This window comes from Citrobacter youngae, assembly GCF_003818115.1.
GTDB lineage: Bacteria > Pseudomonadota > Gammaproteobacteria > Enterobacterales > Enterobacteriaceae > Citrobacter > Citrobacter youngae.
The window spans coordinates 41,606-65,320 of the sequence record NZ_RPOI01000031.1; the positions used below are offsets into that span (position 1 = coordinate 41,606).

The following is a 23,715-nucleotide window of genomic DNA, read 5'->3' on the forward strand; positions in this document are numbered from 1 at the left end:
CTCCGCAAGGGGAAGCCAATGACCTTCTGGAGTATTTTACGCCAGCGATGCTGGGGACTTATCCTGGTGGTTGCCGGTGTCTGTGTAATCACTTTTATTATTTCACACCTGATCCCGGGCGACCCTGCACGGCTGCTGGCCGGCGATCGCGCCAGTGATGAAATTGTCGAAAATATTCGCCAACAGCTGGGACTGAATCAGCCGCTGTATATTCAGTTTTTCCGTTACGTCAGCGATATTTTTCAGGGTGATTTAGGCACATCCATTCGCACCGGCCGTCCGGTGCTGGATGAACTGCGCGTATTCTTCCCTGCCACTCTTGAATTGGCCTTCTGCTCTCTGCTGCTGGCGCTGATCATCGGTATCCCGCTGGGTATTTTGTCTGCTGTCTGGCGCAACCGTTGGCTCGACCACCTCGTCCGCCTGATGGCGATCACCGGTATTTCGACCCCGGCATTCTGGTTGGGCCTCGGCGTTATCGTGCTGTTTTATGGCCATTTGCAGATTTTACCCGGCGGCGGACGGCTTGATGACTGGCTCGATCCCCCCACGCACGTCACCGGTTTCTATCTGGTTGATGCGCTACTGGAAGGCAACGCCGAGGTCTTTTTCAATGCGCTGCAGCACCTGATCCTGCCGTCGCTGACGCTGGCCTTTGTGCACTTAGGGATCGTTGCCCGACAGATTCGCTCCGCCATGCTGGAACAACTGGGCGAAGATTATATCCGCACCGCGCGTGCCAGTGGTTTACCGGGTTGGTACATCATTTTGTGTTATGCACTGCCGAATGCGTTGATTCCGTCAATAACCGTGCTGGGTCTGGCCCTGGGCGATCTGCTCTATGGCGCGGTACTGACCGAAACGGTCTTTGCCTGGCCGGGCATGGGCGCCTGGGTTGTGACCTCTATTCAGGCGCTTGATTTCCCGGCCGTGATGGGATTTGCCGTGGTGGTCTCCTTCGCCTATGTGCTGGTTAACCTGGTGGTGGATTTGCTCTATCTGTGGGTAGATCCTCGAATTGGACGTGGAGGCGCACAATGATGCTCACACAAGAAACGCCAGCGGCCCCGCAGACCGCCCGCCGTCGCACGGACTGGGCCAAATTGTTCTGGATGATGAAAAGCAGTCCGCTGACGGTGATTGGCGGCGTTATTATTGTACTGATGCTACTGTTAATGGTGCTCTCTCCGTGGATCACCCCTTACGATCCTAACGCCATCGATCTGACCGCTCGCCTGTTGCCACCGTCGGCCAGCCACTGGTTTGGCACCGATGAAGTGGGTCGTGATCTGTTCAGCCGCGTCCTGGTCGGAAGTCAGCAGTCAATTGTCGCCGGTCTGGTGGTGGTGGGTATCGCTGGCGGGCTGGGCTCGCTGTTGGGATGCCTGTCTGGCGTGATGGGCGGACGTGCCGATGCGATCATCATGCGTATGATGGATGTTATGCTGTCCATTCCTTCGCTGGTACTGACAATGGCACTGGCCGCTGCATTAGGGCCAAGCCTGTTCAACGCCATGCTGGCGATTGCGATTGTGCGTATTCCTTTCTATGTACGCCTCGCCCGCGGTCAAACGTTGGTCGTTCGTCAGTTTACTTATGTACAGGCCGCGCGAACCTATGGCGCATCACGCTGGCATCTGATCAGCTGGCATATTTTACGCAATTCACTTCCCCCGCTGATTGTGCAGGCATCACTGGATATTGGCAGTGCGATCCTGATGGCCGCCACGCTCGGATTTATTGGCCTCGGCGCCCAACAACCCAGCGCTGAATGGGGCGCAATGGTGGCGATTGGTAGAAACTACGTGCTTGACCAGTGGTGGTATTGCGCATTTCCTGGTGCCGCCATTCTGATTACCGCCGTGGGCTTTAATCTCTTTGGTGATGGTATTCGCGATCTGCTGGATCCGAAAGCCGGAGGAAAACACTCATGACACAACCTGTCCTGGAGATCGAGAATTTACATCTGAGCTTCCCCGGTTATAAAGCGGATGTGCATGCGCTGAATCATGTGTCGCTGCATATCAACCGGGGTGAAATTGTCGGCGTGGTTGGTGAGTCTGGCTCAGGGAAATCCGTCACGGCCATGCTCGCCATGCGTCTGTTACCCGAAGGAAGCTATCGTATCCATCAGGGGCGCGTTACGCTGTTGGGTGAAGATGTTTTAACTGCCAGCGAAAAACAAATGCGCCAGTGGCGCGGCCAGCGCGTGGCGATGATTTTCCAGGAGCCGATGACGGCGTTGAATCCAACACGACGAATCGGCCAGCAAATGGTGGAGGTCATCCGTCACCATCAGGCATTGAGCCGCACGGATGCCCGGCAGAAAGCCATTGCGTTACTGGAAGAAATGCAAATCCCGGATGCCCCGGAAGTAATGTCCCGCTTCCCGTTTGAGCTTTCTGGGGGGATGCGTCAGCGCGTGATGATTGCGCTCGCGTTTTCCTGTGAGCCAGACCTGATCATTGCCGATGAACCCACCACCGCGCTGGATGTCACGGTACAGCTTCAGGTGCTGCGCTTACTGAAGCGTAAAGCGCGGGCCAGCGGTACCGCCGTGTTGTTTATCAGCCATGATATGGCCGTCGTCTCGCAATTGTGTGACCGGTTATACGTTATGTATGCCGGGAGCGTGATTGAAAGCGGCCCGACGCAAACCGTTATTCAGCACCCCACACATCCCTACTCTATTGGCCTCCTGAAGTGTGCGCCTGAGCACGGTGAACCGCGTGCTTTGCTCCCCGCGATTCCGGGTACCGTACCGAATTTAACCTGTTTACCCGTCGGATGTGCGTTCCGCGATCGCTGCTTTGCCGCGGGGCCTCGCTGTGAAGAAACACCTGATTTATGCAGCCAGGGCGGTGCGGATCAACAATCCGCCTGCTGGTACCCACAACTGGAGACGACACATGTCTGATATTTTACTGGACCTGCAGGATGTTCATATTAACTTCCCCGCGCGAAAAAACTGGCTCGGCAAAGTAACAGAGCGGGTGCATGCACTCAACGGTCTGGATTTACAAATCCGCCAGGGGGAAACGCTGGGGATTGTTGGCGAATCCGGCTGCGGTAAAAGTACGCTGGCACAACTGCTGATGGGGATGCTCAAACCGAGCCAGGGGCACTATTCTTGCGGCGGTGGCAAGCAACACAACGGTATGCAAATGGTCTTTCAGGACCCGCTTTCATCCCTGGACCCGCGCTTGCCGGTATGGCGAATAATCACTGAACCGGTATGGATCCAAAAGCGTAGCCCTGAACGCGAACGCCGCGCCCTGGCTGAGGATTTGGCTCGACAGGTAGGGATTCGTCCGGAATACCTCGATCGCCTGCCGCATGCCTTTTCTGGCGGACAGCGCCAGCGTATTGCCATCGCCCGCGCGCTGTCATCGGAGCCGGATGTGATCGTCCTTGATGAGCCGACGTCGGCACTGGATATTTCGGTACAGGCGCAAATCCTCAATCTGCTGGTTGCATTGCAGGCACGCCGGAATCTGACTTTTGTGCTGATATCGCATAACGTATCGGTCGTACGGCATATGAGCGACCGCGTGGCGGTGATGTACCTTGGGCAAATTGTTGAGCTGGGCGATGCGCAACAGGTTCTCTCGCATCCGGCGCATCCTTACACCCGTCTGTTGCTGGATTCGGTGCCTAAAACGGGTACGCCGCTGGCTGAAGACCTGGTCCTGCGTAAAACCGAACTCCCCGGCAACAGGACGCTACCGCAAGGCTGTTTTTTCCGCGACAGATGCCCGCTGGCAACCCACGGATGTGAAAAAAAACAGACATTACTGAAAAATGAAGCCGGACGCGAAGTTCGTTGTTGGCGGGCCATTGACATCTGCTGACTACGCATTTTCAGGCGAGATACGCCTTTTTCAGCGCGTCCACCAGCATTCCCGACGCGGTTGATAATTTATGGTGTGCCGAACGCAGCACCCCGATCCGCCGCTGGATCACGGGACCGTCAAGCTCTATACAGGTTGCGCCAAGTTCCGTCATTTGTGTTCGACACAGTGCGGGGACTGCGCTGCCGCCTAATCCGCTTGCCACCATACGGCCAACGGTCACCAGTTGATGGCTTTCCAGCGCCACGTCCAGCGTATGTCCGCTTTGCACCAGTTGTTCTTCCAGCATCAGGCGCACGGCAGATGGGCGTTGCAGCGTAATAAAATCCAGCGTCAGCAGTTCGCGCCACGCAATACGCTCTCGCCCCGCCAGCCTGGATGTTGGCGGGACGATCGCCACAAAACGATCGACACCGAGCGGCGTGAAGTGCAGTTGCCCTGAATAATCAGGCTCGAAGGCGATCCCCATCTCCACCCGCCCTTCACTCACCATTTCAATGACCTGTTCGTTGATCACATCGTGAACCGTCACGTTAATACCGGAATAGCAATCCCGAAAGGTTTTCAGTACCTGTGGCAGGACGTTAGCCGCAAACGAAGGCATGGCAGCAATGGAGATTTTACCGCGTTGCAGTGTAAAGCGCTGGCGCATTGCTTCTTCCGTATTCTCCCAGTCCGCCAGCAGTTGTCGCCCCATATTCAGCAGCGTTTCTCCTTCCTGCGTCAGGGTCACTTTGCGGGTGGTTCTCAACAGTAACGCCCCGCCCAGCGAGTCCTCAAGCCCTTTAATCGCCAGGCTTAATGCGGGCTGCGACATATTCAGTCTTTCACTGGCATGAGCAAAATTCAGAGTGTGAGCTACCGCTAAAAACGCGCGTAACTGTTTGATGCTCATTCCCATTTCGCATTCCTTTAACTTATTGAATACCTTTAATTAACATTAAATTGATAAAAAAACCCAATGAGTGAGTCACAAATTTAAAATTAACAAATCATTTTTCACCCCCAATGATGTCGGCAAGGACAACTGGAGGGACAAGTGTATGGCTGGACTGGATAAACGTGTCGCCACGTATCAAGAGGCGCTGGCAGGGCTGACCGACAATATGACGCTGCTGGCGGGCGGTTTTGGCTTATGCGGCATTCCTGAAAACCTGATTGCCGAAGTACGCCGTCGGGAGGTTCAGGGACTGACCGTCGTTTCAAACAACTGCGGCGTGGATGGTTTTGGCCTCGGTGTGCTGCTGGAAACACGTCAGGTACGTAAAGTGGTAGCGTCCTATGTTGGCGAAAATGCGCTGTTTGAAAAGCAGGTACTGAGCGGTGAACTGGAAGCCATTCTGACCCCACAGGGCACGCTGGCTGAGCAGTTACGTGCCGGCGGCGCAGGGATCCCGGCGTTTTTCACCGCCACAGGATACGGTACACCCGTCGCCGAAGGCAAAGAGGTACGTGAATTTGACGGCCGTCCTTACATTATGGAACAGGCGATTACCGGTGATTTTGCGCTGGTCAAAGGCTGGAAAGCCGACTGGTACGGCAACGTTATTTATCGCCACACCGCACAGAATTTTAATCCACTGATGGCCGCCGCCGGGCGTATTACCGTCGTGGAAGTCGAAGAAATTGTCCCTCCCGGCGAGCTGGATCCCGCCGCAATTCATACCCCGGGAATTTTCGTAAACCGCATCATTCAGGGGCAGTTTGAAAAACGCATTGAACAACGCACCCTGCGCCAGAAAGGAGCCTGACATGTTAACACGTGAACAAATGGCGATGCGTGTCGCCCGGGAACTGCGCGACGGTTATTACGTCAACCTTGGGATCGGTATTCCAACTTTAGTGGCCAATTATATTCCCGATGGGATGGACGTGATGCTCCAGTCGGAGAACGGTCTGCTGGGGATGGGCCCGTTTCCGATCGAAGACGAAATTGATGCTGACATGATCAACGCCGGTAAACAGACCGTGACGGCGCGCAAAGGCGCGGCGATCTTCGACTCGGCGCAATCTTTCGCCATGATCCGCGGCGGTCACGTTGACCTGACGGTACTCGGCGCGTTTGAAGTGGATGTTAACGGCAATATCGCCTCATGGATGATCCCCGGAAAAATGGTGAAAGGCATGGGTGGCGCGATGGACCTGGTGGCCGGGGCTGAAAACATCATTGTGGTGATGACGCATGCGTCCAAAAACGGTGAGTCCAAGCTGCTCCCCGCCTGCACCCTGCCACTAACCGGCGTGGCCTGCATTAAACGCGTGCTTACCGACCTGGCGTTACTGGAGATCGCCGATGGCGCGTTCATTCTGCGCGAACGTGCGCCGGGCATCAGCGTGGATGAGATTGTCGCCAGAACAGCCGGCAAGCTGATCGTTCCCGAAAACGTCCCCGAAATGCAATTTAGCTGAGGAGCTGACCATGCAGGATGTTGTTATTGTCGCCGCAACGCGTACACCCATTGGCAGTTTCCACGGGGCGCTGGCACCGCTCAGTGCCGTGGAACTGGGGGCAGTGGTGATCCGCTCTCTGTTGGAAAAAACCGCCGTCGCGCCGGAGCAAATTGACGAGGTGATCCTGGGGCAGGTTCTGACGGCGGGCAGCGGCCAGAATCCGGCCAGACAGACAGCATTACGGGCTGGCTTGCCGGTGACGGTCCCTGCGCTAACCATCAATCTGGTATGTGGTTCAGGTCTGAAAGCGGTGCAACAGGCGGTGCAGGCTATCCGCTGCGGTGATGCGGACATCATCATTGCCGGAGGCCAGGAAAGCATGAGCAATGCGCCCTATTTTCTCGACGGCGCACGCTCGGGTCTGCGTCTGGGGCATGCCAGTCTGAAAGACAGCGTGGTACACGACGGGTTGTGGGATGCGTTTAACGACTACCACATGGGTATTACTGCAGAAAATCTGGCAGATAAGTTTGTTATCAGTCGCGAACAACAGGATGCCTTTGCGCTGCAGTCTCAGCAGAAAGCCGCGGCGGCAATTGAAGCCGGTCGATTCAATGCAGAAATCACGCCGGTCAGTGTTCCACAAGGGAAAAAACCACCACGTTTGGTTGAGCGTGATGAACAATCGCGCCCGGATACTCAGGCGGAGAAACTGGCACAACTGAAACCGGCTTTTCGTCCTGGTAATGGCACAGTGACCGCCGGGAACGCCTCATCAATCAACGACGGCGCGGCGGCGGTGATGCTGATGAGCGCCGCCAAAGCAACAGAACTTAAGCTGCCGGTTCTTGCCCGGGTGGCGGGTTACGCCGTTTCCGGTGTCGACCCGGCCATTATGGGCATTGGGCCGGTAGAGGCGTCACTCCAGTGTCTGAAGCGAGCGGGCTGGACGTTGAATGATGTCGATCTCATTGAAGCCAACGAAGCCTTCGCCGCACAGGCGCTGGCGGTTGGCGAATCCCTGAACTGGGACAGCGACCGGGTGAACGTAAACGGCGGTGCGATTGCGCTGGGTCATCCGATTGGCGCCTCTGGCTGCCGCATTCTGGTGACCCTGTTACATGAAATGGCGCGCAGTAACGCGACCAAAGGGCTGGCTACGCTGTGCGTAGGCGGCGGTCAGGGCGTCGCGCTGGCGGTAGAGCGTTCAACAGGAGAACAGCATGCAAAATAATCACTTTAGCGTCCTGGGCGCGGGTTTAATGGGCGTCGGCATTGCCACCCATTTTGCCCGTTTTGGCCATAATATCTGGCTATTTGATACCGATAGCGACCGGATTGCTGAAATTAACGCCGTTGCCGGGAGCATTCTCGATGAGCTGATCGCGACTGACCAGTTTCACGCAGAGGAAAAAGCGTCGGTTCTGAGTCGCTTGCACGGTACGACTTCGCTGCAGGATATCGCCACCGCGCAATTACTGATTGAAGCGATCCCGGAACGACTCGAGCTCAAACACGCACTGTATGCACAACTGGAAGCATTAATCGCCCCAGATGCGGTGATCGCCAGTAATACCAGTGGCCTGCCGCCGGATGCGCTGGCAGAAAAACTCACCCACCCCGAACGGTTGCTGATCGCCCATTTCTGGCATCCCCCCCACTTTATTCCGCTGGTTGAAATTGTGCCGGGTTCAGCAACGAAACCGGAATATCTCAGCGAGTTGCAACGTCTGTTGCTCTCGATGCAACTGGAAGCGGTGGTGCTCGATCGCGCCGCACCGGGGTTTGTCGGTAACCGTTTGCAATTCGCACTGCTGCGTGAAGCGCTACATATCGTTAAAAGCGGGATCGCCAGCGCGGAAGTGGTGGATCAGGTGATGCGCGCCTCCCTCGGGCGTCGCTATGCGATGGTTGGTCCGCTGGAAGCGGCAGATATGACCGGGCTGTCTACGGTGCAGGATATTTGCCGGCATCTGCTCCCGGAGCTGGCCACCGGCAGCGACATGATGTCACTTGTTGCTGACAAGGTTGCCAACGGCGACACCGGCTTGCGCAGTGGTCAGGGGTTTTATCGCTGGGATGATTCGCGCAAGGAATACATCCAGCAACGCCGTGAACATCAACTGCGCTTTGCCCTGAAGCCATAACGTCTCTTTCTGTACCCCACTATAATAATAAGGAGTCATGATGAGTGTATTAATCGCCCTGGCAGCGCTGGGCTTGCTGATGCTGGCAGCCTATCGCGGATACAGCGTTATCCTGTTTGCCCCCATTGCGGCATTAGGTGCTGTTCTGCTTACGGAACCGAGCGCCGTCGGCCCCGCCTTCACCGGTCTGTTTATGGAAAAAATGGTCGGTTTTGTAAAGCTTTACTTCCCGGTGTTCCTGCTGGGAGCGGTGTTTGGCAAGTTAATCGAGTTATCCGGTTTTTCCCGTTCAATCGTTGCTGCTGCCATCAACATTCTCGGACGTCGTCACGCCATTCCGGTGATTGTGCTGGTATGTGCTCTCCTGACCTACGGCGGTGTGTCGCTGTTCGTAGTGGCCTTTGCGGTGTATCCGTTCGCGGCTGAACTGTTCCGTCAAAGTAATATTCCGAAGCGCCTGATCCCGGCAACCGTGGCGCTGGGGGCATTCTCTTTCACGATGGATGCCCTGCCGGGGACGCCGCAGATCCAGAACATCATTCCAACCAGCTTCTTTGGGACTAACGCCTGGGCCGCGCCGTGGCTGGGGCTGATTGGCTCGCTCTTTATTATCTTTGTTGGCCTGATGTACCTCGAGCGCCAGCGTCGAAAAGCGCAGGCTAAAAATGAAGGCTATGGCACTGAGCTGTTAAACGAGCCGGAGACGCCGGATAACATTAACCTGCCAAACCCGATTATTGCTATTTCTCCGCTGATCCTGGTGGGTGTGTTTAACCTGCTGTTTACCCGCTGGATCCCGCAGTGGTATGGCGCAACGCATCAATTGGAACTCCCGGGGCTTGCCAAACCTATTACCACTGAAGTGGGGAAAATTACGGCTATTTGGGCGGTAGAAGCGGCATTGATATCGGGGATCCTGCTGGTGGTGGTGTTCGGCTATCGCAATATCAAAGGTCGCCTGGCGGAAGGCAGCCGAACGGCGGTTGGCGGCGCTATCCTGGCCGCGATGAATACCGCATCAGAATACGGTTTTGGCGCGGTTATCGCCGCCCTGCCGGGATTTCTGGTGTTGTCAAAAGCGCTGGCTGCGATTCCCGATCCGTTGCTCAATGAAGCGATCAGCATTACCACGCTTGCCGGGATCACCGGCTCGGCATCCGGCGGGATGAGTATTGCGCTCGCGGCGATGTCTGATACGTTCATTGCTGCCGCCCATGCCGCCAATATTCCACTTGAAGTCTTCCACCGCGTCGCATCGATGGCAAGCGGCGGCATGGACACTCTGCCACATAACGGCGCGGTCATTACCCTGCTGGCGATTACCGGCCTCAGCCATCGTCAGGCGTACGGCGGGATTTTTGCCATCACCGTAATCAAAAGCCTGGCCGTGCTGTTTGTGATCGGCGTTTTCTACACCACCGGAATTGTTTAAGGAGAATCATCATGAACTTAACGGGAAAAGTTGCCCTGGTTACCGGCTCTACCAGCGGTATCGGATTAGGCATCGCGCAGGTACTGGCGCAGGCGGGCGCGACGCTGATCCTTAACGGATTTGGTGATGTCGATGCCGCCAAAGATGCCGTTGCGCAATGTGGCAAAACGCCAGGCTATCATGGCGCGGACTTAAGCGATGAAGCGCAAATTGCCGACATGATGCGTTATGCCGAAAGCGAATTCGGTGGTGTGGATATTCTGGTCAACAACGCCGGGATCCAGCACGTTTCACCGGTAGAGACTTTTCCGGTTGATAAGTGGAACGCGATTATCGCCATTAACCTCTCTTCTGTTTTTCATACCACGCGCCTGGCGCTTCCCGGCATGCGTACGCGTAACTGGGGACGCATCATCAATATCGCCTCTGTTCACGGTCTGGTGGCCTCAAAAGACAAATCTGCTTATGTGGCAGCGAAGCATGGCGTGGTGGGTTTAACCAAAACCATTGCGCTTGAAACCACGCAGACGGGAATCACCTGCAATGCACTGTGTCCCGGCTGGGTGTTGACCCCGCTGGTCCAACAGCAGATCGATAAGCGTATTGCCGACGGGGCTGAACCCGCTGCGGCGCGTGACGCTCTGCTGGCGGAAAAGCAGCCGTCACGCGAATTTGTCACGCCGGAACAGTTGGGTGAGCTGGCGCTATTTCTGTGCTCAGACGGCGCAGCGCAGGTGCGCGGCGTAGCGTGGAATATGGATGGCGGCTGGGTGGCGCAGTAATACCCTCGGGTGCCGGATAAGACGTGGTCGCATCCGGCACGCCATTACTAAGATTTCAATTGATAATCCAGCGTAATTTCCGCTTTCAGAACCTGCGACACCGGGCATCCGGCTTTCGCTTTCTGAATAATGCCGTCAAACGTAGCGGCGTCTATCCCCGGAACGCTCACCTGGCTGTGTAACGCCACTTTGGTGATAGCAAAACCGGCATCCACCTTATCCAGAGAAACATCGGCAGTCGTATCAATGGCATCTGGCGTAAAACCTGCTTCGCCCAGCATCAACGACAGTGCCATCGAGAAGCAGGCAGCATGTGCTGCGCCAATCAACTCTTCAGGGTTAGTGCCTTTGACGCCTTCAAAACGTGTATTAAATCCATACGGTTGCTGGTTAAGTACGCCACTTTCGGTCGACACGGTCCCTTTACCGCGTTTAATGTCGCCTTCCCAGTGGGCCTGACCTTTCTTATGGATAGTCATTACCGCTCTCCTGTGTTGTCATCGGAGTAACAAGTATAGGCCTCATGGGAAAATGCATGACCATAATGGAAAGTTCTGCATTTTCTGCTTAAGCATTGACCTTTCAGATAAAATGACCGACCATCCAGAGAGCCGTTAGTTTACTCATCGGCTTTTTGTCAGGTTGTATTTCGTCCGTTCTTACGCGGGCTCGCCCTTGAAACCAGTAACAGGATTAAGGAGTTAAAATGAAATCGAACCGTCAGGCCCGTCATATTCTTGGACTGGACCACAAAATCTCCAATCAACGTAAAGTCGTGACCGAAGGCGACAAATCCAGCGTGGTCAACAATCCTACCGGAAGAAAACGCCGCGCTGACAGCAAATAGTTTCCCGCACGACATACTGATTAAAGAGATAAACACCATTGCAACCGCAGTGGTGTTTTTGCTTATAAAACCCCTTAACCCATTCACAATGCTTTATACTTCGCCCGTTTCCCTGGCGGACAGGCCCTATACGATCATAAAGAGTGCCAGGGACGGTTATTCAAAAAAGAGTGAGTGACATGGAAAACGAAACTAAAAAACTGCGTTCCCTTTACATCCCTTACGCTGGCCCGGTACTGCTGGAATTCCCTTTACTGAATAAAGGGAGCGCTTTCAGTGTGGAAGAACGCCGTAACTTCAACCTGCTGGGGTTACTGCCGGAAGTGGTCGAGACGATTGAAGAACAGGCTGAACGTGCCTGGATCCAATATCAGGGATTCAAAACCGAAATCGATAAACATATTTACCTGCGCAACATCCAGGATACCAACGAAACCCTGTTCTATCGACTGGTGCATAATCATCTTGATGAGATGATGCCGGTTATCTACACCCCAACGGTAGGCGCGGCCTGTGAGCGTTTCTCTGAGATCTATCGTCGCGCCCGCGGCGTGTTTATCTCGTATCAGAACCGTCACAACATGGACGATATTCTGCAAAACGTCCCGAACCACAATATCAAGGTTATCGTCGTCACCGACGGTGAACGCATCCTTGGTCTTGGCGATCAGGGGATCGGCGGGATGGGTATTCCAATCGGTAAGCTGTCGCTGTATACCGCGTGTGGCGGGATTAGTCCGGCTTACACCCTGCCGGTGGTACTTGACGTCGGGACCAACAACCAGCAATTGCTGAACGATCCGCTGTACATGGGGTGGCGTAATCCGCGCATTACTGATGATGAATACTACGAATTTGTTGATGAATTCATCCAGGCCGTGAAGCATCGCTGGCCTGATGTGCTGTTGCAGTTTGAAGATTTCGCGCAGAAAAACGCCATGCCGCTCCTGACCCGTTATCGCGATGAAATTTGCTCATTCAACGACGATATTCAGGGCACCGCAGCGGTTACCGTCGGTACGCTGATTGCGGCCAGCCGTGCAGCCGGCAGCCAGTTGAGCGAGCAGAACATTGTTTTCCTTGGGGCGGGTTCCGCCGGTTGCGGGATTGCCGAGCAGATCATCGCGCAAATCCAGCGTGAAGGTTTAAGCGAAGAAGCCGCGCGTCAACGCGTGTTCATGGTCGATCGCTTCGGCCTGTTAACCGATAAAATGCCCAACCTGCTCTCTTTCCAGACCAAACTGGTGCAAAAACGCGAAAATCTTCAGCACTGGGATACACAAGAAGATGTGCTGTCGTTGCTTGACGTGGTCCGCAACGTTAAACCTGACATCCTGATCGGGGTTTCCGGACAGGTTGGCCTGTTTACTGAAGAGATCATTCGCGAAATGCACAAGCATTGTCCGCGTCCGATCGTTATGCCGCTGTCTAACCCGACCTCGCGCGTTGAAGCCACGCCACAGGATATTATCGCCTGGACCGAAGGTAACGCGCTGGTTGCCACCGGCAGCCCGTTCGCCCCGGTCGCCTGGAAAGATAAAATCTACCCGATTGCCCAGTGTAATAACGCGTACATCTTCCCGGGTATCGGCCTTGGCGTGATAGCCTCTGGCGCCAAACGCATCACCGATGAAATGCTGATGTCGGCCAGCGAAACGCTGGCGCAGTACTCACCGCTGGTGCTGAACGGTGAAGGACTGGTGTTACCGGAACTGAAAGATATTCAGACGGTTTCTCGTGCCATTGCCTTTGCCGTCGGTAAAATGGCCCAGCAGCAGGGTGTGGCGGTGAAAACCTCCGCTGAAGCGCTGCAACAGGCAATCGACGAGAATTTCTGGCAGGCGGAATATCGCGACTACCGTCGTACTTCTATTTGACGGTTTGCCCGGCGGCACGTTGCTGCCGGGCAATTTTCATTATTCAATTAACAAACACGTTATATCGATTATTGCTCTGAAAGTTCAAGTTCTGCAATAACCGGCAAGTGATCGCTCGCCGTAGACCGAGTAAATTCGGGTGAGTTATGCGGGATGTCCAGATTTTTGATGTTCCACTTCTGACCTTTAAACGTAAAAATATGGTCTATATCTATCGCAGGGTTAACGGCTGGTTAACTGCGCGTATCAACTCCTTCTTTCATCACTTCATTGAAAAAGTAACGTATTTCTTTAAGTGGCTGCTCATCCCAGGTCGAATTGAAGTCCCCTGCCAGGATCTTAATTGAGGATGCGATATCCTGGAAATCTGATGCAGCGTCGCCAAGGTTAATATCTAACAGATAGCGGGCTTGTTCAGTACGCATGGTGGGTTCTTTTTGCCAGTCGAGATGAGTCACCGTAATGATAGGGGCAGAATCAACCCCAGGAACGTCAACCTGCGCCAGTAATGCCACGCGTTATCGACGGTAATATGCCTGACGGAATAGAACTACTCTTTACCGGATACGTTCTCCACCACACATTTGAGCATGGTAACTGCATCATGTACTAAAGACGGCGCGTTGATTTCGGTTAAGGTATGATGGAATATTAATTAACCACAGAAACTAAATGGATTTTCTATGAGCACAGTCGATAAGACAGCACCGGAAGATAGTGGCTATTATCAGTATGAAATTATCGGGGACAGCACCCATAAGACCAGCATTCACTGTAGCTTTAAAACCGTCTGGTGCCGGCAGGTGCCGGTCAGGGGGATCACGCTGACTGTGGGGGTATTCTTTGACGGTACGGGAAATAACCGGGCGAACTCAGACGATCTGCGCCTGGCGTATGCCTACTGCGCCAGTCTGGTCGGCGAGGAGCGTGCCCGGGCATGCGCGAAGTATGAAGAGCACGCCAGAGCCGGGCTGGGTAACGGTAGCTGGCAGGGCGGCATCACCAATATTTCACGGCTCAATGAACTTTACAAATCGGATACTGTCCTTGGCGAAGAGCAGATGGAGGCGCAGGTGAAAGCTTACGTCGGCGGTATCGGGACAGCGGACGGTGAAAGCGATTCTATGCTGGGTAAAGCGCTGGGCAGCAGCCTTATCCGGCAGTTTGAAGGGGTGGTGACGAAGACCGAGGAAGTTCTTGAGGAAATTGCTTCAGCACTGAACGTTTTCATCGGTCGTAACCGTGACAAAGTGGCAATCGCGAAGGTGCAGTTTGACGTGTTCGGGTTTAGCCGCGGTGCGGCGGCGGCGCGGCATTTTGCCAACCGGGTGATGAATGAAGACCCGGCGATAGCGGCAGCAATAGAGAACGGGCTGGATATGGCGGGACACCATGGAAAACCTGCGGGTGAGGTGCGCTTCCTGGGGCTGTTTGACACGGTCGCAGCCATCGGGAGTCTGCTGAACTTCTACGACATTAACGGGCGCAGCAACCCCGGAGTGAATCTCGAACTGCGCCCCCCGGTGGCGCAGAAGGTGTTTCAGATAAGCGCGATGCACGAGTGCCGGTACAACTTCAGTCTGAACAGCATCGCGGGGATGTGGCCGGAGCTGGCGCTGCCAGGGGCGCACTCGGACATTGGCGGGGGCTATAACGCGGGAGAGGATGAAATCTCCCTGCTGACGATGCCGGACTTTGAGGTGACTCGCGACAGCGCGGATGAAATGCAGACGGCAGTTTACCGTCAGGCGGAGAAGATGCGCCAGGCGTTGTATTCGCTGCCGGCGCTGAAATACCTGATGCCGTACGGCGAGGTGGAGACGAAAATGATTTCGTGGCCGCTGGTTAACCGGGACAAGGCGCGGGCGTCTATTTTTGAGAAGAAAGTAGGCGCGGCGGTGTTTATGACGCGCAGGACGGTGCCGAACGACTGGGAAAAAGTGTGCATGCGGGTGATGCTCGATGCGGCACAGGACGCCGGGGTTATGTTTACACCGATACTCAGCAGCAACAAAGAGCTGGTACTACCGTCAGAACTGCTTCCTCTGTGTAACAAAGCTATAGCGCAGGGGCGCGCGGTCCGGCGTGGCGCGGAGCCGGAGGGATTCACGGCAGAGGAGATGCGAACCATCGGGCGTTACCTGCACTGTTCGGCGAACTGGAACATCGACTCGGATCTGAGTCTGTGGGTGAGTCCGTCCTCGGGAGAGGTTTTTCTGCGACACCACTATGCGCCGGCGGACGAGCGCTCGTTCGTGTGGCCGATGGCCCCGGGCAAAGGGTGGGTGCGGACGGTGTGGCGGATGGACGACCAGCAGCAGTGGGAAGACCGGGCGCGGGTGAACGCGGACGCGCTGGACGGACTGTTCTGAGGAGGCAGGGATGAGACGATTATCGCTGATGGTTGCCGTGCTGAGCGTTATGCTGACTGCTAGCTGTCATGACCGCCGGGCAGGCGTGAAGACGCTGCTGGGAGATGGCGTGGAGCAGTGGGGAAAGACGCTGCCTTACGATAACTGGAATTTCAGTTTTATATACCCGAAAAATCTGCCGGCACTGGTGACAATGGTGTATCTGGAGGACGGGGATATCCGGGAGAGTATCTTCCGCCGGTTAGATCCTATGGACACCAGTGATCTGAGTATCGGGCGCTGGCATAATTTGATGGGGGGATATGGCGGTTATTTTAATCGGGGAAAAGCACTGCCGGTACGAATGACGGTGTGCTGGGACTCGGTTATCGATAAAAAAGCGTATGAGACAGAGATCTGGTTCGGACGGGAGACGTGGCAGCAGATGACTACGGCATTTCCTGATCCCTACCATCCGGGGAAACCGTACTACCGGAACCGAATGGCCGTTGGTCTGGCTCCCGGCGGTACTGTACGGGTCTGGCTTGAGGATAACGGGAACTCATCCGTACTCCAGCATCCTGCCCGGCAGTTCACCCTGACGGGGGATGATATGTTGATATGCAAAAACGTTACCAATCGGATTGATTTCAGTTACATCGAGGCTAATGGTTACGATGCCTTTATCCGTGACTTTATCAAGGGGAAGCACTATCCATATGGCAACTGGTAGGACATAACGATCAGCAAAACCAAAAGGATCTTCTTGAGATCCTTTTGAGCATCAATCTAATTGTTTTGACAGGTTAACCTTCAATCTTTTTAAATGCAGGTCTCACCAACTAATTGTTGTATCACCCCTGCCCGTCTCTCTGCTGTTGGGTGCTGTAAGCTTGCACTACTGCGTAGCTTGCGTTTACACTTTCACCATCGATTAACATTCGGAAATATAAAAGGAGGATACTTATGCTGTACTGTGAACGTTTCATCGTTTCACATGCTTTTGGCGATCGCCAGTGCTCAAGCGTTATCGGTATCGTGCTGCGATAACTTCTGCTTGAGCGAAGCTAACATCTAAATCCCCTTCTCTCGGGCTTACCGGGTTATCGTCAGCGATGTTTGACGAGGCGTTTTTACGCCTGTAACTCTTGAGTAAGCAACAATGAGCACATTACTAACCGCACAATCCTTACACGTTGATACGGCATTCGGCACCCTGTTCGACGATCTCTCATTTACCCTCAAAAAAGGCGACCGCATTGGGCTTATCGGTTACAACGGCTGCGGCAAAAGCACGCTGTTAAAACTGCTCGATGGCACGATTTCGCCCACCAGCGGAGCAATCGCGCAAGCGAATCACTGCCATCTCGCGCGTGTAGAACAACATCTACCTGACGATATACTGCCGCTTACGCTGCAGGAAGCCGTTCTCGCTCAACTTCCTGAGCATGAGCGTGCGGCTCAACAATGGCGGGTTGAAGCGCTGCTTGCCAAAATGGGTTTCACGCCAGAGAATTTATCTCTGACAGCGCAAACGTTGAGCGGTGGCCAGCACACACGCTTGCTATTAGCGCGGGCGATGATGCGTAATCCTGACCTGCTGCTGCTGGATGAACCGGGTAACCATCTGGATTTGCCAACATTACTGTGGCTGGAGCAGTTCTTACAGAACTGGTCTGGCAGTTTTGTGGTGGTTTCCCACGACCCGCAGTTGCTGGACGCGGTGACTCACGGAACGTGGATCCTGCGCGATCGCACTCTCCATGCCTTTGATCTGCCCTGTAGCGCGGCACGTCAGGCGCTGGCAGAAAGAGACGTCAGCGATGCTCTGCGCCACAAGGCTGAGCAAAAAGAGATAGACCGGGTTACCGCCAGCAGCAAACGGCTGGCAACCTGGGGGCGGGTCTACGACAACGAAGATCTCTCCCGCAAGGCCAAGCAGATGGAAAAACAGGTGCAGCGCCTGAAAGAGGTGCAGACAGAAGTTACAGCAGGAAGTCAGTGGACACTAACATTGCAGGGTGATGCCCTGCGTGCAGATCGTTTGCTGGAGATGACCAATCTGTCTGTAGCCCCTGCTCCCGACGCAGATACACTGTTTTCCATTGCCGGTATCCGGTTAAAAAGCGGCGATCGCGTGGCGATTGTCGGGCGTAACGGTTGCGGGAAATCATCGCTGCTACGGCTTATCTGGCAGCAATATCAGTCGCAAATGGCATCGTGCTCACTGATGTTGCACTCTCGCGTCACACTGGGGTATTACGATCAGACGCTACACCAGCTCACAGATGACGACACGTTGTTTGATGCGCTCGAACCGTTTGCTCCGCAGCCTGATGTTCGCAAGATGGCGCTGATTAGCGCGGGCTTTCCGTGGATTCGTCATGCGCAGAGGGTCAGTACACTAAGCGGCGGTGAGCGCTCCCGGCTGCTGTTTGTTGGGCTGACGCTTGCGCGCTACAGCCTGCTGATGCTCGATGAACCAACCAACCATCTGGATATGGAAGGTAAAGAAGCGCTGGCGCAGACGCTACAAAGTTTCAGCGGCGGCGTGCTGCTGGTCAGCCATGACCGTCAGCTTATCAGCCAAAGCTGTAATAGGTTCTGGTTTATCGATAATGGTGAACTTAGCGAATGGCACGATCTGGACGCGATCAACGATCGTATTCGGGAAACGTCTGATGAGATGAGCGTTCCCAAAACGGTGGTCGAAGCGAGGGCCGAAATACGCGGTGACAGCGATGAATTGCTGGAACAACTCCTCGAGCTGGAGCAACGTCTGGCCGACGATCTCGCCCGCAAGCCGAAACATCAAAAGCCGCTGTTGCAAGCGCAATGGCGTAAAGAGATTGAGCGCCTGAACTCACAACTGGAGTAATCTCTATTGCCGGATGGCGCAAGCCTATCCGGCCTACATTAGCAAAATGCGCGTGTAGGCCTGCCATCCGGCATTTCATTTACTGTTTCGGCTGTTTTTCTTTCCAGGCATCCCATGCCTGCTTGATCTCTTGTTTCGCGGTGGCCGCATCGTTAAAGCCATTTAACTCTACTTTCTTACGCCCTTCCGGCAACTCTTTGTACACGCGGAAAAACGACTCCAGTCGTTGCACTTCGATCTTTGGCAAATCGCTCAACTCTTTGATGTCGTCATAGGTGGGGTCAATTTTGCTGGCCGGCACGGCGACAATTTTATCGTCCTTTTCCCCGCCATCAATCATCTTCAGCACGCCAATCGCGCGCAACTTGATCAGCGTTCCCGGGGCCAGCGGTGCCCGGGTATAGAAAATCACATCCAGCGGGTCACCGTCACCTGCCAGGGACTGGGTCAATGAGCCATAGTTTGCCGGATAGGCAACCGGCATCGACTGGAAACGATCGGCAATGATAAAGCCGGTTTTGGCGTCGGTTTCATATTTTATGATCCCGCCTGCCGGGATTTCAGTCACGGCATAAAACTCTTCCGGGTTATTCTCCGGTTGCGGAAATTCGAGGATATTCTGCGCCTGAGCGGACGCACAGAGAAATACGCTGACTGCGAGTAATTTTTTCACCAGAAGCATTGTCTTTTAACTCTTCTCTTATTGGAAAGACAACACCTTACGTTTACCAGATGACAGAAACATGACGTTTTTTTGGCAAAAAATGGCGCTACATCCGCAGCGCCATTGTTGTCAGAAAGCATCAGGTTTACTTAACCCCTTCTTCACTCTCTTTCTTTGCTTCCAGCTTTTCAACATCGCGATACCAGCGCGGGTGATGCTTCTTCGCCCAGCGACGGCTCACTTTCCCTTCAACCATGCCTTTAATTGATCCTTTCACCCAAAATGCCATATACATATGGATGAGGATAGCGTGCATCAGAATAATGCCCGCCGCAGCGTGGATCAGCAGGCTATAGCGCACGACCTGCATCGGGAAGAACTGCGCAAAGTATGGACGCCAGATAATAACGCCCGTGACCAGCAGCACAAAAATCATGCTCATGATCGACCAGAACATCATTTTCTGTCCGGCGTTGTATTTGCCCACATCCGCTACTTTGTGTTCATTGCCCTTCAGCACTTCCACAATGTTTTTCAGCCACGGAATATCTTTCTTATCCGGGATGTTGTGGTGCACAAAGCGCACAAACATGAACATCAGCGCAACGAAGATCAGCAAACCAAAGAAGGGGTGCAGAATACGCCCCATCTGCGGCGTACCGAAGGTTTGCGTCAGCCATTGCAGAGTCGGGAAGAAGAACGAAATCCCCGACAGCGCCACCAGGAAGAAGCAGATCACCACCGTCCAGTGACAGGCGCGGTCGATAAACTTCGTGCGCACAATCATTTTCGACTTACTCATGATGATCCTCCTCGTCGTCGTCCACTTCCTTATTCGGGCCGATGCCAATGTAGTGGTAAATCAGCCCGGCGAAGGTAGCGATAAATCCGGCAGCAGCCAGCGGTTTCAGAGCCCCTTTCCACAGATTGATAGAGGTATCGATCTTAGGCTCTTTCGGCAGGCCGTGATACAGCTCCGGCTGGTTGGCATGATGCAGAACGTACATAACGTGCGTACCACCCACACCTTCCGGGTTGTAGAGACCGGCGTGTTCGAAACCGCGTGCTTTCAGTTTTGCCACACGCTGTTCGCCCATTTCCAGCATTTCCTGCTTGGTGCCGAAATGTATTGCCCCGGTCGGACAGGTCTTCACGCAGGCAGGTTCCTGCCCGACGCTGACCCGGTCGACACACAGCGTACATTTATACACGCGGTTATCCTCTTTATTGAGGCGCGGAATATTAAATGGACACCCGGCAATACAGTAGCCGCAGCCAATACAGTGCTCGGACTGGAAATCGACAATCCCGTTGGCGTACTGGATGATTGCCCCGGCAGACGGACACGCCTTCAGGCAGCCCGGATCTTCACAGTGCATACAGCCATCTTTACGAATCAACCACTCCAGCTTGCCGTTCTGTTCGGTTTCGGTAAACCGCATCACCGTCCAGGACTTGGCGCTGAGATCGGCGGGGTTGTCATATACCCCGACGCAGTGGCCGACTTCATCGCGGATATCGTTCCACTCTGAGCATGCCACCTGACAGGCCTTACAGCCTATACAGGTGGAAACGTCGATCAGCTTCGCGACCTCGGCTTTGTAATCACGGGCCTGAGGCGGCGGCGTGATGGAGTTTGTTGCGGACCGTTTGATGATGTCCTGCGTTTCCATAGACATATGTTCGCCCCCCTTACGCCTTCTCGATGTTAACTAAAAACGCTTTGTATTCCGGCGTTTGCGAGTTTGCATCACCGACATTCGGCGTCAGGGTGTTGGCGATAAAGCCTTTACGCGCGACTCCTTCAAAGCCCCAGTGGATCGGGATCCCTACGGTTTCAACCTTCTGACCGTTGACGTTCAGGGTTTGCAGACGACGGGTGACCACCGCAACTGCGCGAATAAATCCACGCTTGCTGCTGACTTTCACGTAGTCGCCGTTGCCGATACCTTTTGCTGACGCCAGCGTTTCGCTGATTTCCACAAACTGCTCTGGCTGGGCAATCGCATTTAACAGTGCGTGTTTGGTCCAGGTGTGGAAATGCTCGGTCAGACGATAGGTGGTTCCGACGTATGGGAAGTCCTGCTTCGTCCCCATACGCAAGGCATCCGCTTCGTACAGACGCGCTGCCGGGTTGGAGATCACGTTCGGGTGCAGCGGGTTCGTACCCAGCGGCGTTTCCATCGGCTCGTAGTGTTCCGGGAACGGCCCTTCCGCCAGCTTATCGATAGCAAACAGACGCCCCAGCCCTTCCGGCTGCATGATAAACGGATTGGTGCCACTACCCGGTGCGGCGTTGTTGAAGTCAGGGATATCGTTTCCGGTCCACTTAGTACCGTTCCACTGGATCAACATCCGTTTCGGATCCCACGGTTTACCCTGCGGGTCTGCCGAAGCGCGGTTGTACAGTACTCGACGGTTCAGTGGCCATGCCCATGCCCAACCCAGCGTATTACCCAGACCTGATGGGTCGGCGTTATCGCGGTTAGCCATCTGGTTGCCCTGCTCGGTCCAGCTACCGGTATAAATCCAGCAGGAGGATGACGTTGTACCGTCGTCACGCAGGAGCGCAAAGCTGTTGAGCAACTGACCTTTTTTCGCCACCAGCACGCCATTCGCATCATAGAGATCTTCCAGCGCATAGCCGTTGTTCTCTTTGGCCACTTCCTCGGAATGCGGTTCGTCCGGTACCTTATAGTTCCAGCTCATTTTCAGCACAGGCTCTACAGCTTTACCGCCTTCGGTGCGATACATGTCGCGCAGACGATGGTAAATACCGGCCAGAATTTCGCCGTCATTACGCGCTTCACCTGGTGCATCCTGACCTTTCCAGTGCCACTGCAGCCAACGGCCAGAGTTAGCAATCGAGCCGTCTTCTTCTGCAAAGCAGGTGGATGGCAGACGGAAAACTTCAGTCTGAATCGACGCCGGATCGACATCGTTGGATTCGCCGTGGTTTTGCCAGAATGTGGACGTTTCTGTGACCAGCGGATCAATAACCACCAGATACTTCAGTTTGCTGAGGCTCTGTACTACTTTGTTTTTGTCCGGGAAGGACGCAACCGGGTTAAAGCCCTGACAGATGTAGCCGGTAACTTTCCCGCTATCCATCATGTTGAAATATTTGATGACGTCGTAGGACTGATCCCACTTCGGCAGCCATTCAAAGCCCCAGTCGTTTTCTTTCTGTGCCGCATCGCCGTAGAAAGATTTCATCAAACTGACGAAGAACTTCGGATAGTTGCCCCAGTAGTTCACCTGGGAGGCCAGCGTCGCTTTGGGTGTATTGGCGGCCAGATAGGTTTGCAGATCAGTCTGCTTTTCTGACGGCAGCGTCAGATAACCGGGCAGGCTGGTTGATAACAGACCCAAGTCGGTTAAGCCCTGAATGTTGGAGTGACCGCGTAATGCGTTTACGCCGCCACCGGCCATCCCCATGTTACCGAGCAGCAACTGGATCATCGCCATGGTGCGGATGTTCTGCGCCCCAACGGTATGTTGTGTCCAGCCCAGCGCGTACAGGAAGGTCGTGGTACGATCGGCAGCACTGGTGGAGGCCAGAACTTCACACACTTTCAGGAAGTCGGCTTTCGGCGTACCGCAGATGTTTTCCACCACATCCGGCGTATAACGGGAAACGTGCTGTTTGAGCAGGTTCCACACGCAACGGGGATGGCTTAAGGTTTCATCGCGTTTTGCGTAGCCATTTTCATCGAACTGGTAGTTCCAGGACGACTTATCATATTGACGTTTTTTGGCGTCGTAACCGCTGAACAAACCGTCTTCAAAAGCAAAATCATCCCGCACCAGCAGGCTGGCGTTGGTGTAGTGCTTAACGTATTCAGCATTGATTTTGTTATTTTCAATCAGATACAGCAATACGCCGGAAAGGAACGTAATGTCCGTGCCGGAGCGAATCGGCGCATAGATATCCGCCACCGACGCTGTACGTGTAAAACGGGGATCGACAACAATCAGCGTAGCATCATTGTTGTTTTTAGCTTCCATCGCCCAGCGGAATCCCACCGGATGTGCTTCAGCGGCGTTACCGCCCATCACCATTACGACGTTAGCATTTTTGATATCAACCCAGTGGTTGGTCATCGCACCGCGACCAAATGTTGGAGCAAGACTTGCTACCGTTGGTCCGTGTCAGACGCGTGCCTGGTTGTCTACCGCCAGCATGCCGAGTGAGCGCACGAATTTTTGCGTCAGCATGCCGGTTTCATTACTCGCCGCAGATGCACACAGCATCCCGGTTGAAAGCCAGCGGTTTACCGTCACGCCCTGCTCATTCTTCTCAATAAAGTTGGCGTCACGGTCTGCTTTCATCAGTTTTGCGATGCGGGAGAAAGCTTCATCCCAACTGATGCGTTGCCATTTGTCGGAACCGGGAGCGCGATATTCCGGGTAGCGTAAACGGCTTTCGCTGTGCACGTAATCCAGCAATCCTGCGCCCTTAGGACAAAGTGCCCCACGGCTCACCGGATGATCC

The 23,715-nt window shown here is 54.4% G+C and carries 21 protein-coding genes and 1 pseudogene; 15 read left to right on the top strand and 7 right to left on the bottom strand.

All coding sequences use genetic code 11. The features are described 5' to 3' along the window. Window positions 1-18: 18 nt before the first annotated feature. The 4 genes from EHN13_RS21765 to EHN13_RS21780 are packed head-to-tail and all read left to right on the top strand — an operon-like array spanning window position 19 to window position 3,851. The gene (locus EHN13_RS21765) at window positions 19-1,041 is read left to right on the top strand and encodes an ABC transporter permease (protein WP_061067898.1); all 1,023 of its coding nucleotides are present in this window, start codon (window positions 19-21) and stop codon (window positions 1,039-1,041) included. Continuing rightward, window positions 1,038-1,934, top strand: a complete 897-nt coding sequence (gene ddpC, locus EHN13_RS21770; RefSeq protein WP_101742192.1) for a D,D-dipeptide ABC transporter permease — start codon at window positions 1,038-1,040, stop codon at window positions 1,932-1,934. Before EHN13_RS21765 ends, ddpC begins: the two co-directional genes overlap by 4 nt. After that, window positions 1,931-2,917: an ABC transporter ATP-binding protein gene (locus EHN13_RS21775; RefSeq protein ID WP_048211661.1), complete on the top strand. Its 987-nt coding sequence runs from the start codon at window positions 1,931-1,933 to the stop codon at window positions 2,915-2,917. Before ddpC ends, EHN13_RS21775 begins: the two co-directional genes overlap by 4 nt. After that, window positions 2,910-3,851 carry an ABC transporter ATP-binding protein gene (locus tag EHN13_RS21780; RefSeq protein WP_048211660.1) on the top strand — a complete coding sequence of 314 codons (942 nt, stop codon included), beginning with the start codon at window positions 2,910-2,912 and terminating at the stop codon, window positions 3,849-3,851. Before EHN13_RS21775 ends, EHN13_RS21780 begins: the two co-directional genes overlap by 8 nt. 10 nt (window positions 3,852-3,861) lie before the next feature. Here the strand turns inward: EHN13_RS21780 and EHN13_RS21785 are convergent, their stop codons facing one another. Continuing rightward, window positions 3,862-4,752, bottom strand: coding sequence for a LysR family transcriptional regulator (locus tag EHN13_RS21785; protein ID WP_115602047.1), 891 nt, complete (start codon window positions 4,750-4,752; stop codon window positions 3,862-3,864). A gap of 142 nt (window positions 4,753-4,894) precedes the next feature. Between EHN13_RS21785 and EHN13_RS21790 the strand changes: the two genes are divergently transcribed. Genes EHN13_RS21790 through EHN13_RS21815 form a run of 6 tightly spaced genes read left to right on the top strand, consistent with a single transcriptional unit; the run spans window position 4,895 to window position 10,603 of the window. Continuing rightward, window positions 4,895-5,602: a CoA transferase subunit A gene (locus tag EHN13_RS21790; protein ID WP_048211658.1), complete on the top strand. Its 708-nt coding sequence runs from the start codon at window positions 4,895-4,897 to the stop codon at window positions 5,600-5,602. A 1-nt stretch (window position 5,603) separates the two neighbouring features. After that, window positions 5,604-6,260: a CoA transferase subunit B gene (locus EHN13_RS21795; protein ID WP_048211657.1), complete on the top strand. Its 657-nt coding sequence runs from the start codon at window positions 5,604-5,606 to the stop codon at window positions 6,258-6,260. 10 nt (window positions 6,261-6,270) lie between these two features. Continuing rightward, window positions 6,271-7,476 (top strand): acetyl-CoA C-acetyltransferase, encoded by a 1,206-nt coding sequence (locus EHN13_RS21800; RefSeq protein ID WP_048211656.1) that lies wholly within the window; start codon window positions 6,271-6,273, stop codon window positions 7,474-7,476. Then, on the top strand, window positions 7,466-8,389 hold the full coding sequence (locus tag EHN13_RS21805) for a 3-hydroxyacyl-CoA dehydrogenase family protein (protein WP_061067904.1): 924 nt from the start codon (window positions 7,466-7,468) through the stop codon (window positions 8,387-8,389). Before EHN13_RS21800 ends, EHN13_RS21805 begins: the two co-directional genes overlap by 11 nt. Before the next feature lie 37 nt (window positions 8,390-8,426). Then, window positions 8,427-9,821: a GntP family permease gene (locus EHN13_RS21810; RefSeq protein ID WP_197081310.1), complete on the top strand. Its 1,395-nt coding sequence runs from the start codon at window positions 8,427-8,429 to the stop codon at window positions 9,819-9,821. 11 nt (window positions 9,822-9,832) lie between these two features. Further along, window positions 9,833-10,603 (top strand): 3-hydroxybutyrate dehydrogenase, encoded by a 771-nt coding sequence (locus EHN13_RS21815; protein WP_124022077.1) that lies wholly within the window; start codon window positions 9,833-9,835, stop codon window positions 10,601-10,603. Between the two features lie 47 nt (window positions 10,604-10,650). Here the strand turns inward: EHN13_RS21815 and osmC are convergent, their stop codons facing one another. Then, entirely contained in the window at window positions 10,651-11,082 is a 432-nt protein-coding gene (gene osmC / locus EHN13_RS21820; RefSeq protein ID WP_048211652.1) for a peroxiredoxin OsmC, read from the bottom strand. A 227-nt stretch (window positions 11,083-11,309) separates the two neighbouring features. Between osmC and sra the strand changes: the two genes are divergently transcribed. Together sra and maeA are read left to right on the top strand one after the other, a co-directional pair. Further along, window positions 11,310-11,450, top strand: a complete 141-nt coding sequence (sra, locus tag EHN13_RS21825) for a stationary-phase-induced ribosome-associated protein (RefSeq protein WP_005126806.1) — start codon at window positions 11,310-11,312, stop codon at window positions 11,448-11,450. Between the two features lie 179 nt (window positions 11,451-11,629). Beyond that, on the top strand, window positions 11,630-13,327 hold the full coding sequence (maeA, locus tag EHN13_RS21830) for a malate dehydrogenase (protein ID WP_048211651.1): 1,698 nt from the start codon (window positions 11,630-11,632) through the stop codon (window positions 13,325-13,327). A 68-nt stretch (window positions 13,328-13,395) separates the two neighbouring features. On the opposite strand, the pseudogene EHN13_RS21835 reads toward maeA, so the two are convergent. Then, a pseudogene (locus EHN13_RS21835) lies at window positions 13,396-13,845 on the bottom strand (endonuclease/exonuclease/phosphatase family protein); the annotation flags it as partial. Between the two features lie 165 nt (window positions 13,846-14,010). Here EHN13_RS21835 and EHN13_RS21840 point away from each other — a divergent pair. The 3 genes from EHN13_RS21840 to EHN13_RS21850 all read left to right on the top strand — a co-directional run bounded on the left by EHN13_RS21840 (window position 14,011) and on the right by EHN13_RS21850 (window position 18,556). Further along, complete coding sequence (locus EHN13_RS21840) at window positions 14,011-15,699, top strand: T6SS phospholipase effector Tle1-like catalytic domain-containing protein (RefSeq protein WP_124022078.1); 1,689 nt, start codon at window positions 14,011-14,013, stop codon at window positions 15,697-15,699. Between the two features lie 10 nt (window positions 15,700-15,709). Then, window positions 15,710-16,411 (top strand): DUF2931 family protein, encoded by a 702-nt coding sequence (locus tag EHN13_RS21845; protein WP_124022079.1) that lies wholly within the window; start codon window positions 15,710-15,712, stop codon window positions 16,409-16,411. Window positions 16,412-16,840: 429 nt separating this feature from the next. Continuing rightward, window positions 16,841-18,556 (top strand): ABC-F family ATP-binding cassette domain-containing protein, encoded by a 1,716-nt coding sequence (locus EHN13_RS21850; protein WP_124022080.1) that lies wholly within the window; start codon window positions 16,841-16,843, stop codon window positions 18,554-18,556. 79 nt (window positions 18,557-18,635) lie between these two features. Here the strand turns inward: EHN13_RS21850 and EHN13_RS21855 are convergent, their stop codons facing one another. From EHN13_RS21855 to fdnG, 4 genes are all read right to left on the bottom strand, one after another. After that, window positions 18,636-19,238, bottom strand: a complete 603-nt coding sequence (locus EHN13_RS21855) for an inorganic diphosphatase (RefSeq protein WP_101742186.1) — start codon at window positions 19,236-19,238, stop codon at window positions 18,636-18,638. Window positions 19,239-19,365: 127 nt separating this feature from the next. Further along, a complete protein-coding gene (fdnI, locus tag EHN13_RS21860; protein ID WP_115602042.1) occupies window positions 19,366-20,022 on the bottom strand; it encodes a formate dehydrogenase-N subunit gamma in 657 nt (218 codons plus the stop codon). Continuing rightward, the gene (fdnH, locus tag EHN13_RS21865; protein ID WP_124022081.1) at window positions 20,015-20,899 is read right to left on the bottom strand and encodes a formate dehydrogenase N subunit beta; all 885 of its coding nucleotides are present in this window, start codon (window positions 20,897-20,899) and stop codon (window positions 20,015-20,017) included. The genes fdnI and fdnH overlap by 8 nt, the downstream gene beginning before the upstream one ends. Window positions 20,900-20,912: 13 nt before the next feature. Next, window positions 20,913-23,715 (bottom strand): formate dehydrogenase-N subunit alpha (gene fdnG / locus EHN13_RS21870; protein WP_124022082.1); only part of this gene is annotated, 2,803 nt, incomplete at its 5' end.

Bases quoted from the DNA above. Each gene is read 5' to 3' on its own strand.
- EHN13_RS21815 (WP_124022077.1), top strand. From the start codon at position 9,833: ATGAACTTAACGGGAAAAGTTGCCCTGGTTACCGGCTCTACCAGCGGT.
- EHN13_RS21855 (WP_101742186.1), bottom strand. From the start codon at position 19,238: ATGCTTCTGGTGAAAAAATTACTCGCAGTCAGCGTATTTCTCTGTGCG.
- EHN13_RS21805 (WP_061067904.1), top strand. From the start codon at position 7,466: ATGCAAAATAATCACTTTAGCGTCCTGGGCGCGGGTTTAATGGGCGTC.
- EHN13_RS21775 (WP_048211661.1), top strand. From the start codon at position 1,931: ATGACACAACCTGTCCTGGAGATCGAGAATTTACATCTGAGCTTCCCC.
- EHN13_RS21850 (WP_124022080.1), top strand. From the start codon at position 16,841: ATGAGCACATTACTAACCGCACAATCCTTACACGTTGATACGGCATTC.
- EHN13_RS21795 (WP_048211657.1), top strand. From the start codon at position 5,604: ATGTTAACACGTGAACAAATGGCGATGCGTGTCGCCCGGGAACTGCGC.
- maeA (WP_048211651.1), top strand. From the start codon at position 11,630: ATGGAAAACGAAACTAAAAAACTGCGTTCCCTTTACATCCCTTACGCT.
- EHN13_RS21810 (WP_197081310.1), top strand. From the start codon at position 8,427: ATGATGAGTGTATTAATCGCCCTGGCAGCGCTGGGCTTGCTGATGCTG.
- EHN13_RS21765 (WP_061067898.1), top strand. From the start codon at position 19: ATGACCTTCTGGAGTATTTTACGCCAGCGATGCTGGGGACTTATCCTG.
- ddpC (WP_101742192.1), top strand. From the start codon at position 1,038: ATGATGCTCACACAAGAAACGCCAGCGGCCCCGCAGACCGCCCGCCGT.
- EHN13_RS21840 (WP_124022078.1), top strand. From the start codon at position 14,011: ATGAGCACAGTCGATAAGACAGCACCGGAAGATAGTGGCTATTATCAG.
- EHN13_RS21845 (WP_124022079.1), top strand. From the start codon at position 15,710: ATGAGACGATTATCGCTGATGGTTGCCGTGCTGAGCGTTATGCTGACT.
- sra (WP_005126806.1), top strand. From the start codon at position 11,310: ATGAAATCGAACCGTCAGGCCCGTCATATTCTTGGACTGGACCACAAA.
- EHN13_RS21790 (WP_048211658.1), top strand. From the start codon at position 4,895: ATGGCTGGACTGGATAAACGTGTCGCCACGTATCAAGAGGCGCTGGCA.
- osmC (WP_048211652.1), bottom strand. From the start codon at position 11,082: ATGACTATCCATAAGAAAGGTCAGGCCCACTGGGAAGGCGACATTAAA.
- EHN13_RS21800 (WP_048211656.1), top strand. From the start codon at position 6,271: ATGCAGGATGTTGTTATTGTCGCCGCAACGCGTACACCCATTGGCAGT.
- EHN13_RS21780 (WP_048211660.1), top strand. From the start codon at position 2,910: ATGTCTGATATTTTACTGGACCTGCAGGATGTTCATATTAACTTCCCC.
- EHN13_RS21785 (WP_115602047.1), bottom strand. From the start codon at position 4,752: ATGGGAATGAGCATCAAACAGTTACGCGCGTTTTTAGCGGTAGCTCAC.
- fdnI (WP_115602042.1), bottom strand. From the start codon at position 20,022: ATGAGTAAGTCGAAAATGATTGTGCGCACGAAGTTTATCGACCGCGCC.
- fdnH (WP_124022081.1), bottom strand. From the start codon at position 20,899: ATGTCTATGGAAACGCAGGACATCATCAAACGGTCCGCAACAAACTCC.